The sequence below is a fragment of the Streptomyces sp. SAS_270 genome (assembly GCF_052543295.1).
This window is the reverse complement of the sequence record NZ_JBMNDS010000011.1, coordinates 158522-167900: the sequence shown is the minus strand read 5'-3', so window position 1 is coordinate 167900 and position 9379 is coordinate 158522. Positions and strand designations below refer to the sequence as shown.

Below are 9379 nucleotides of genomic sequence, written 5' to 3'. Positions count from 1 at the left end.
GCGGCACGCGGCGGGGCCACGGCCCTTCAGGTGCGCCCGGAGGACCCGGAGGCCTTCGGCCGTGACGCCTCGGGCGCCCCGGTCCTCGTACGCGCGAATGTGACGTCCCTGCTCTGCGTGCCGCTGGCCGTCCCGTCCGGCCCCGTCCGGGGGGTGCTCACCCTGTTCCGGAGCGGGGCCCGGCCGGCGTTCGCGATGGCCGAGGCGCAGGCGATGGACATGATGTCCCGGCACATCGCGCTGGCGATGGCGCGCACCGGGTGAGCGGCCTACGCCGCGTCGCGCATGACCTGTTCGCGCAGCCGGTTGCAGCAGCGGCTGATCAGGCGTGAGACGTGCATCTGGGAGATGCCGAGCTCCTCGGCGATGCTGCTCTGCGTCATGTCGCCGAAGAAGCGCATGTAAAGGATGTCGCGCTCGCGTTCGGGCAGGTCGCGCAGCTTCGGCTTGACGGCTTCGCGGTCGATGACGGTGTCGAGGGCCGGGTCGGGTGAGCCCAGCGCGTCGCTGAGCGAGTACCCGTCCTCGCTGCCCGGGAGTTCGGCGTCGAGCGACAGCGCGGTGAAGCTCTCCAGGGCCTCAAGGCCCACCTTCACGTCCTCCTCGCTCATGTTGGCGTGCTTGGCGATCTCGGCGACGGTGGGCCTGCGTCCGGACACGGTCTGGGAGAGGTCCTGGGCCGCGAACCGCACGCGGTTGCGCAGGTCCTGGACCCGGCGCGGTACGTGCAGGGTCCACATGTGGTCGCGGAAGTGGCGTTTGATCTCACCGGTCACGGTGGGTACGGCGTAGCTCTCGAAGGCGTTGCCGCGCTCGGGGTCGTAGCGGTCGACGGCCTTGACCAGGCCGAGGGCCGCGACCTGGCGCAGGTCGTCGAAGCTCTCCCCGCGGCTGCGGAAGCGGCCTGCGAGTCGTTCGGACATGGGCAGCCAGGCCTCGACGATCTGCTCGCGGAGCGTGTCGCGCTGCTGTCCCGGAGGCAGCTTGGCGAGTTGGCGGAAGGCCTCGGCCGTGTCGGGGGCGTCGTCGTGCGGGTGGTGCCTCGCGGTTGTGTGCGTGCGCATGATGCGTCGCAACTCCCTGTGTCGGTGCCTTGAGTGGGACAGTCACCGTGGGAGCAGACGGGTGCACAGGATCCGCACACCCGTGGCGACGGTTCGCCGTTCCCACGGACGTGCCTCCTGTCCGAAGCACTGACATGCGCCTGCCCCGGTCCCCTCGGGGCAAACACGGGGGATGTTTTCCCGGCGCGGGGAGGGTGACTCGGCAAGGTGCTGCCGATTCGCCCAGCCCTGCGGAGGTCTCCATGAGCACCAAGGTCGCCGACCATGTCCTGCACCGCCTGAGCGAATGGGGTGTGGAGCAGGTCTTCGGCTATCCGGGTGACGGCATCAACGGGCTCCTCGCGGCCTGGGGGCGGGCCGAGGACCGGCCGCGTTTCGTCCAGTCGCGGCACGAGGAGATGTCGGCGTTCGAGGCGGTCGGCTACGCCAAGTTCGGTGGCGGCCTCGGCGTGTGCGTGGCGACGTCGGGGCCGGGGGCGATCCACCTCCTCAACGGCCTGTACGACGCGAAACTGGACCATGTGCCGGTCCTCGCGATCGTGGGCCAGACGCACCGCACCGCGATGGGCGGCTCGTACCAGCAGGAGGTGGACCTGCACACCTTGTTCAAGGACGTCGCCTCGGACTTCGTGGAGACGGTGACCGTTCCCGAGCAGCTGCCGAACGTCCTGGACCGGGCGATCCGCACCGCCTACGCACGCCGCGCCCCCACGGCGGTCATCATCCCCGGTGACGTGCAGGAACTCGACTACACGCCGCCCACCCACGAGTTCAAGATGGTGCCCTCCAGCCTGGACCGCAGCGCGTGGACCGCCATTCCCTCCCAGGAGTCCCTGGAGCGGGCCGCCGAGATCCTCAACTCCGGCGACAAGGTGGCCGTTCTGGTCGGCCAGGGCGCGGCCGGCGCCCGTCAGGAGGTCGAGCGGATCGCCGAGCTGCTGGGCGCGGGCGTCGCCAAGGCGCTGCTGGGCAAGGACGCGCTGAGCGACGAACTCCCGTACGTCACCGGGGCGATCGGGCTGCTGGGCACCCGGTCGTCGTACGAGCTGATGCGCGACTGCGACACCCTGCTGACCATCGGCTCCTCCTTCCCCTACGCGCAGTTCCTGCCGGACTTCGGAAAGGCGCGGGCCGTGCAGATCGACATCGATCCGCACATGGTCGGGATGCGCTATCCGTACGAGGTGAATCTCGTCGGCGACGCGAAGGCCACCCTGGAGCGGCTGATCCCGATGATCGACGGGGAGCCGCGGGGTCGGGAGTGGTACGACACGGTGTGCGCCAACGTGGCGCGCTGGCGCGAGCTGATGGGGCGGCGCGCCGAGCTGTCGGCCGACCCGATCAACCCGGAGTACGTGGCCCGGGCGCTCGACCCGCTGCTGCCGGACAACGCGATCGTCACGTCCGACTCGGGCTCGACGGCCAACTGGTACGCACGCCATCTGACGATGCGGCCGGGCATGCGGTCGTCGCTGTCGGGGACGCTGGCGACGATGGGCTGCGCGGTGCCGTACGCGATCGGTGCGAAGTTCGCGCATCCGGACCGGCCCGCGATCGCGCTCGTCGGGGACGGGGCGATGCAGATGAACGGGCTCGCCGAGCTGATCACGGCGGCGAAGTACCGGGACCGCTGGGAGGATCCGCGACTCGTCGTGGCCGTCTGGAACAACCGTGACCTCAACCAGGTCACCTGGGAGATGCGCGCCATGGGGGGCGCCCCCGCGTTTCTGCCCTCGCAGGAGCTTCCCGACGTGCAGTACGCCGCTTTCGCCCGCTCCCTCGGTCTGACCGGCATCCGGGTCGAGAAGCCGCAGGACGTGGAGGCGGCCTGGCGCGCCGGTCTGGAGGCCGACGGTCCCGCGGTGCTGGAGTTCCTCACCGATCCGGCGGTCCCGCCGATCCCGCCGCACGCCACCTGGGAGCAGATGGAGGCCACCGCGGCGTCGATCCTGAAGGGGGACGCCGACCGGCTCTCGATGGTCCGCCAGGGATTCAAGGCGAAGGTCCAGGAGTTCCTGCCGGGCCACGACCGGCCCGATCACGACAGGAAGAAGTAGCGTCCGGGCAGGCGGCGGCCCCGGGGACACACCATGCGTCCCCGGGGCCGTGTCGCGCCGCCCCGCGACGCCGCCTCCGTTCAGTGACCCAGTACGGCCCCATCGGTGTGCTCGGGGCCATCGGGCTCCTGGACGGCCGGCAGCAACAGTTCCTCGTACCGGCCCAGTGCCAGCACGAAGCCGATCATCACGATCGGCACGATCACCAGGAGTGCCGCCACGAGCGCCAGAACCGCCATGGCCTGTCCTTCCCCAGGAGGAACACGGATGCGGGGGGTGTTTGCAGGGGGTCTCGGCCGGGTCTCCCCGCGGCACGCGGACAAACCCCGCGCCGCGCCCCCGTGTCGATCCCCGTCGCACGGGTACGCGGTGGCCACCCGCGAAGATCTGGAGGAGTCAAGGAGTCATGGAACGAGGCAGTGACCGGCTGAACGTCCACCGCGACGACGAGATGAAGCACGAACTGCAAGGCCTGCTGAGGTCCGGGCATCCCACCCGGGCCGAGGAGTGGCACGATCCGGAACCGGCCGCCGACGACGATCCCGAGATCGCGGGCGGCCCCGTGGCACCGATGCGCTCACCCGCCTCGCTGGAGACGGTGCGCTTCGAACTGGCGCGAATCCTGGGCCGTACGACGTTCCCCGCGGGGCGCCGCGAGCTGATCGGCATCCTGCGCGACAAGTACGCGCCGGACGGGCTCGTCGAAGCCCTGGAGGGACTGCCGCGCGAGGCGCGCTACGCCACGGTGCAGGAACTGGCCGAGGCGGTCGTCGGCACCACCGGAGCACCCGGTGACCACGCATGGGCACAGGGCTCAGGGGTACTGCGGCCGACACCACCCCGATGCACCCCCACCCCCCACGACGGGGAACGCAGGAAGGGTCCACAGCCATGGCTGAGTTCGTGAGGGAAGTCATGACGCCAGGCGTCGTCGCCGTACGGCCGGACGCCTCGCTCGTCGAAGCCGCACAGCTCATGCGCGCCCAGGACGTCGGCGACGTCCTGGTTGCCGGCGAGCACCAGGTCATCGGGGTGCTCACCGACCGTGACATAGCCCTGCGGGCCGTCGCCGACGGCGTCGACCCGCTGACCGTGAGCGCCCAGGCCGTGTGCACCCCCCGCCCCGTGGTCGTCTCCCCGGACGACGAGGTGGCCACCGCGGTGGAGCTGATGCGCGAGCACTCGGTGCGCCGACTGCCCGTCGTCGAGAACGGACGCCCCGTGGGCATGGTCAGTCTCGGAGACCTGGCGCTCGCGCGGGACCCGGGTTCGGCGCTCGCCGACATCAGCCGCGCCGAGCCGGACAGCTGGCCGGGCGCCGCTCCCCCGTGAGGGAGGAATCCGACATGGCCCATGCGCGAGCCCCCGTCCTGGAAGCGCTGGAGACGTACCACCGCTCGGGTCGGCACGCCTACTCACCACCGGGCCACAAGGGCGGCACCGGGGTCGACACACGGGTGGCCCTGACCCTGGGCGCCGACGTGTTCGCCTCCGACGTACTGGCCCTCAACGGACTCGACGACCGGCGGATGTCCGGCCGATTCCTTGAGCACGCCGAGGAGTTGATGGCGGACGCGGTGGACGCGGACCGTACCTACTTCTCGACCTGCGGCAGCTCGCTGTCGGTCAAGGCGGCCATGCTGGCGGTCGCGGGGCCGGGCGAGAAACTGCTGGTCGCGCGCAACGCCCACAAGTCGGTGATCGCGGGCCTGATCCTGGCCGGGATCGAACCGGTGTGGGTGAAGCCGCGCTACGACGCCGCACGGCATCTCACCCACCCACCGGGGCCCGACGCGGTGGCCGAGGCCTTCGGGCGGGCGCCCGACGCCAAGGGCATGCTGCTCGTCACGCCCACCGCGTACGGCATGTGCGCCGACATCCGCGGGATCGCCCAGGTGTGCCACGACCACGACAGGCCACTGATCGTGGACGAGGCATGGGGCGCCCATCTGCCCTTCCACGAGGACCTGCCGAGCTGGGCGATGGACGCGGGCGCCGACCTGTGCGTCACCTCGGTGCACAAGATGGGCTCCGGCCTGGAGCAGGGCTCCGTGTTCCATCTGCGCGGTGACCTCGTCGACCCTGCGGTGCTCACGCTCCGCGCCGACCTGCTCAACACCACCAGCCCGTCGGTCCTGATGTGGGCGGCCCTGGACGGCTGGCGGCGGCAGATGGTGCGGGACGGCCACGAACTCCTGGGCCACGCACTCAAGTTGGCGTGGCGACTGCGCGAGGAGGTGGCGGGCCTCACGGGCCTCGCTCCGCTGGAGGAGCCCGAACTCGTCGGCCCCGACCGGTCGTTCGCGTACGACCCGTTGCTCGTCGTGATCGACGTCTCGGACCTCGGTACGAGTGGCTACGCGGCCGCCGAATGGCTGCGCAACCACCGTCAGGTCGACGTGGGGCTCGCCGACCACCGCCGCATCGTCGCCCAACTCACCCACGCCGACACCGAGGAGAGCTGCGTGGTCCTGCTCGATGCCCTGACCGAACTCGTGAAACAGCGCTCCGCGCTGCCCCCGCCGGCGGCCGTGAGGCTGCCGACCCCCGAGGGACTGCAACTCGAAACCGTGATGCTGCCCCGCGACGCCTTCTTCGGACCGGTCGAGCAGGTGCCCGTCGAGGAGGCGGCCGGCCGGATCGCCGCCGAGCCCGCGAGCCCGTATCCACCCGGCGTACCGGTGTTCTGCCCGGGCGAGCGGATCAGCCGCGAGGCCGCGGAGTTCCTGCGGACAGGTGTGGAGGCCGGGATGTACGTGCCCGACGCCTCCGACCAGTCCCTGCGCACGGTCCGGGTGGTGGCGGAGTGACGCGCGACCGGGCCGCCGCGATCAGCGCCACGGGCGTCACCGTCGACGTGGGCGACACCACGGCCCGCTATCTGCTGTACGGGCTGCTGCCGAGCTGGTCCGTGCCGGGCCTGGCCGACCGGGTGATGCACCGGCGCACCCGGATCGAGGACACCTCCGGCACGAAGGAGTCGCTGATCCACGCGCTGATGATGACCGAGGTGGGCATCCCCATCGCACTGACGCTGCGCTACGAGGTCAACCCCCTGCTGCTGTCGGTGCAGTCGGGCGGCGCGGCCGTGCACGAGGCCACCGCGCTGTGGGACGTGCGCACCGCCGTGCACAGCGAGCGCGAGGTCAAGCCGATCGAACAGCACATCCACAGCTTCCTGGAATCCCCGCCCTTCGCGGCCCTCGCCGCGCTGATGTGCCTGCACTCCGACCAGGTCAAGTCCCTTGCCAGGGGCGGCGGTTCGGATCCGGGCGCGTGGCGGCTGGTGCCGCGGCGGCCGCAGCTGTCGCGCGGCTGTCTCGCGGGGATCGCCGCGGCGATCGGCACCTGTGTGCTGCTGCCCCACGGCGAGGAACTGCTGCGCTGCGGCCGGGCTGCGCGGGCCCGCAGGAAGCAGGCGAGGGACGAAGCCACGTGGCAGGCCGGGGCCGACGAGGCCGCCTGGTCGGCCGGGAAAGGAGACTGATCGCCCATGCGGATCGCATTCCTGACGGCGCCGGAGGGCGTCGAGCAGATCGAGCTGACCGATCCCTGGCAGGCGGCGGCCGACGCGGGTCACGAACCCGTGCTCGTGTCGACGAAGCCCGGTGAGGTGCAGGCGTTCGACCACCTGGACAAGGGGGACACGTTCGCCGTGCAGGAGGTCGTGGGCGAGGTCCCGGCGGAGTCCTTCGGCGGGCTGGTGCTGCCCGGCGGTGTCGCCAACCCGGACTTCCTGCGCACGGACGAGCGGGCCGTCTCCTTCGTCCAGGACTTCTTCGAACGGGGGCTGCCGGTCGCCGCGATCTGCCATGCCCCGTGGACGCTGGTCGAGGCCGACGTCGTGCGCGGCCGGGTGCTGACCTCGTGGCCGAGCCTGCGGACCGACATCCGCAACGCCGGCGGCACCTGGGTCGACGAGCAGGTGAAGATCTGCGACCACGGCCCGAACAAGCTGGTCACCAGCCGCAAGCCGGACGATCTGAAGGCGTTCTGCGAGGCGTTCCTCGACGTGTTCACCAAGGAGGCCGCCCGATGAGCGACGAGACGGCGGACACCGGCGACCGCAAGCAGCAGCAGCGGGAGGCGTTTCGCGCGGACGACCCCGCGGGCGGTCCGCTCACCACCGACCAGGGCGTGACGGTCGACCACACCGACGACTCGCTGGCCGCGGGCGAGCGCGGGCCCACGCTCATGGAGGACTTCCACTTCCGCGAGAAGCTCACCCACTTCGACCATGAGCGGATCCCGGAGCGGGTGGTGCACGCGCGGGGCGCGGGCGCGTACGGCTACTTCGAACCGTACGAGTCCTGTGCGGAGTTCACCCGCGCCGCCTTCCTCCAGGACCCGACCGTGCGTACCCCGGTCTTCGTACGGTTCTCGACCGTGCAGGGGCCGAGGGGGTCTGCGGACACGGTGCGGGACGTGCGCGGCTTCGCCACCAAGTTCTATACGTCGGAGGGCAATTACGACCTGGTCGGGAACAACTTCCCCGTCTTCTTCATCCAGGACGGCATCAAGTTCCCCGACTTCGTGCATGCCGTCAAACCGGAGCCGCACAACGACATCCCGACCGGCGCGTCCGCCCACGACACCCTGTGGGACTTCGTGTCGCTCCAGCCGGAGACGCTGCACGCGATCATGTGGCTGATGTCGGACCGGGCGATCCCGCGCAGTTACCGCATGATGCAGGGCTTCGGCGTGCACACCTTCCGGTTCGTGAACGCCGAGGGGCGCGGCACGTTCGTGAAGTTCCACTGGAAGCCGAAGCTGGGCGTGCACTCGCTGGTGTGGGACGAGGCGCAGGAGTGCCAGGGCCGCAACCCGGACTTCAACCGGGGTGACCTGTGGGACGCGATCGAGGCGGGCGAGTACCCGGAGTGGGAGCTGGGCGTCCAACTCGTCCCGGAGGAGGATGAGTTCGCCTTCGACTTCGATCTGCTGGACGCCACGAAGATCATCCCGGAGGAGCAGGTGCCGGTGCGGCCGATCGGCCGGATGGTCCTCGACCGCAACCCGGAGAACTTCTTCGCCGAGACCGAGCAGGTCGCCTTCCACACCGCCAACGTCGTGCCGGGCATCGACTTCACCAACGACCCGCTGCTCCAGGCCCGCAACTTCTCCTATCTGGACACCCAGTTGATCCGGCTGGGCGGACCCAACTTCACGCAGATCCCCGTCAACCGACCGCTCGCGCCCGTGCGCACCAACCAGCGCGACGGCTACCACCAGAGCGCCGTCCACAAGGGCACGAACTACTTCCCGAACTCCCTCGGCGGCGGCTGCCCCGCCCACGCGGGCGTCGACGGACAGGCGTACACCCACTACGCGGAACGCGTCGACGGCGCCAAGATCCGCAAGCGCAGCGAGAGCTTCAAGGACCACTACAGCCAGGTCGCGTTGTTCTGGAACAGCATGGCCGACTGGGAGAAGCAGCACATCGTGGCGGCCTTCCGGTTCGAGCTCGGCAAGGTCGAGGCGCGGACGGTGAGGGCCCGCACGGTCGAGCAACTGACCAAGGTGGACGGTGAGTTGGCGGCAGAGGTGGCCCGCGGCATCGGGGTGCCGGAGCCGGACGGGACCGCGCCGGGGACGTACAAATCCGCCTCTCCCGCACTCAGCCTCGAATCCCTGCGCGGCGACGGCTCGATCCGCACCCGGCAGATCGCGGTCCTGGTCGCCGACGGCGTGGACGCCGAGCAGGTGACCTCGGTGCGCGAGGCGCTGGCCGCCGAGGGGGCGATCGTGGAGGCGCTCGCGGCCCGGGACGGCACCGTGCAGGGCTCCGACGGCGAGCAGTACATGGTGGACCGTGCCCTGCCCACTGTGGCGTCGGTGCTCTACGACGCGGTGCTGCTGCCCGGCGGGCCCACCGACACCCCGTCGACCGCGGGCGACCAGGACGCGATGCGTCTCCTGCGTGACGCCTACCGGCACGGCAAGCCGGTCGGTGCGATCGGTTCGGGCGTGGGGATCGTCTCCGCGCTGGAGCCGGAGGGGCTGCGGCTGTCCACCGAGTTCCACACGGTGGTCGCCGACCACGGTGTGGTCACGGACACCTCGCCGGGCGCCGCGAGCGAGGAGTTCCTGCGGGCGTTCGTGGGGGCGATCGCGGAGCACCGGTTCTGGCAGCGGCCGCCGGTGCGGTGCTGATCGACACCGGTCGACCCGGCAGGCACTCGGCGGGTAGAGCACCAGGTGGCAGGCGTCAGGGCCGCCGTCCGAGCAGGCAGTGCAGCTCCGTCTGCACGCGTCCGC

Annotated in this window: 10 protein-coding genes; 8 read left to right on the top strand and 2 right to left on the bottom strand. The window is 70.8% G+C overall.

Annotation, left to right across the window (positions count from 1 at the left end; translation table 11 throughout):
• A partial coding sequence (locus ACN6LB_RS10835; RefSeq protein WP_445025622.1) for a GAF domain-containing protein occupies nt 1–264 on the top strand: 264 nt, incomplete at its 5' end.
• Nucleotides 265–269: 5 nt separating this feature from the next.
• On the opposite strand, the gene ACN6LB_RS10830 is transcribed toward ACN6LB_RS10835, so the two are convergent.
• Nucleotides 270–1064 (bottom strand): RNA polymerase sigma factor SigF, encoded by a 795-nt coding sequence (locus ACN6LB_RS10830; RefSeq protein ID WP_445025621.1) that lies wholly within the window; start codon nt 1062–1064, stop codon nt 270–272.
• Between the two features lie 242 nt (nt 1065–1306).
• Here ACN6LB_RS10830 and ACN6LB_RS10825 point away from each other — a divergent pair, with 242 nt between their 5' ends.
• A complete protein-coding gene (locus ACN6LB_RS10825) occupies nt 1307–3121 on the top strand; it encodes a thiamine pyrophosphate-requiring protein (protein WP_445025620.1) in 1815 nt (604 codons plus the stop codon).
• An 80-nt stretch (nt 3122–3201) separates the two neighbouring features.
• Here ACN6LB_RS10825 and ACN6LB_RS10820 read toward each other — a convergent pair whose 3' ends face one another.
• Complete coding sequence (locus tag ACN6LB_RS10820; protein WP_356147418.1) at nt 3202–3360, bottom strand: hypothetical protein; 159 nt, start codon at nt 3358–3360, stop codon at nt 3202–3204.
• Nucleotides 3361–3527: 167 nt separating this feature from the next.
• Between ACN6LB_RS10820 and ACN6LB_RS10815 the strand changes: the two genes are divergently transcribed.
• The 6 genes from ACN6LB_RS10815 to ACN6LB_RS10790 are packed head-to-tail and all read left to right on the top strand — an operon-like array spanning nt 3528 to nt 9274.
• Nucleotides 3528–4028 carry a DUF2795 domain-containing protein gene (locus ACN6LB_RS10815; protein WP_445025619.1) on the top strand — a complete coding sequence of 167 codons (501 nt, stop codon included), beginning with the start codon at nt 3528–3530 and terminating at the stop codon, nt 4026–4028.
• A complete protein-coding gene (locus ACN6LB_RS10810; protein WP_445025618.1) occupies nt 4013–4453 on the top strand; it encodes a CBS domain-containing protein in 441 nt (146 codons plus the stop codon). Before ACN6LB_RS10815 ends, ACN6LB_RS10810 begins: the two co-directional genes overlap by 16 nt.
• 14 nt (nt 4454–4467) lie before the next feature.
• Entirely contained in the window at nt 4468–5931 is a 1464-nt protein-coding gene (locus ACN6LB_RS10805) for an aminotransferase class I/II-fold pyridoxal phosphate-dependent enzyme (protein WP_445025617.1), read from the top strand.
• Nucleotides 5928–6608 carry a diguanylate cyclase gene (locus tag ACN6LB_RS10800; RefSeq protein ID WP_445025616.1) on the top strand — a complete coding sequence of 227 codons (681 nt, stop codon included), beginning with the start codon at nt 5928–5930 and terminating at the stop codon, nt 6606–6608. Before ACN6LB_RS10805 ends, ACN6LB_RS10800 begins: the two co-directional genes overlap by 4 nt.
• A 6-nt stretch (nt 6609–6614) precedes the next feature.
• Complete coding sequence (locus ACN6LB_RS10795) at nt 6615–7160, top strand: type 1 glutamine amidotransferase domain-containing protein (protein ID WP_445025615.1); 546 nt, start codon at nt 6615–6617, stop codon at nt 7158–7160.
• Nucleotides 7157–9274: a catalase gene (locus ACN6LB_RS10790; RefSeq protein WP_445025614.1), complete on the top strand. Its 2118-nt coding sequence runs from the start codon at nt 7157–7159 to the stop codon at nt 9272–9274. Before ACN6LB_RS10795 ends, ACN6LB_RS10790 begins: the two co-directional genes overlap by 4 nt.
• The last annotated feature ends 105 nt before the right edge of the window (nt 9275–9379 follow it).

What these genes read in the sequence shown, in the direction of transcription:
- ACN6LB_RS10830 (WP_445025621.1), bottom strand. Translation starts at nt 1,064, where the DNA reads ATGCGCACGCACACAACCGCGAGGCACCACCCGCACGACGACGCCCCC.
- ACN6LB_RS10825 (WP_445025620.1), top strand. Translation starts at nt 1,307, where the DNA reads ATGAGCACCAAGGTCGCCGACCATGTCCTGCACCGCCTGAGCGAATGG.
- ACN6LB_RS10820 (WP_356147418.1), bottom strand. Translation starts at nt 3,360, where the DNA reads ATGGCGGTTCTGGCGCTCGTGGCGGCACTCCTGGTGATCGTGCCGATC.
- ACN6LB_RS10815 (WP_445025619.1), top strand. Translation starts at nt 3,528, where the DNA reads ATGGAACGAGGCAGTGACCGGCTGAACGTCCACCGCGACGACGAGATG.
- ACN6LB_RS10810 (WP_445025618.1), top strand. Translation starts at nt 4,013, where the DNA reads ATGGCTGAGTTCGTGAGGGAAGTCATGACGCCAGGCGTCGTCGCCGTA.
- ACN6LB_RS10805 (WP_445025617.1), top strand. Translation starts at nt 4,468, where the DNA reads ATGGCCCATGCGCGAGCCCCCGTCCTGGAAGCGCTGGAGACGTACCAC.
- ACN6LB_RS10795 (WP_445025615.1), top strand. Translation starts at nt 6,615, where the DNA reads ATGCGGATCGCATTCCTGACGGCGCCGGAGGGCGTCGAGCAGATCGAG.
- ACN6LB_RS10790 (WP_445025614.1), top strand. Translation starts at nt 7,157, where the DNA reads ATGAGCGACGAGACGGCGGACACCGGCGACCGCAAGCAGCAGCAGCGG.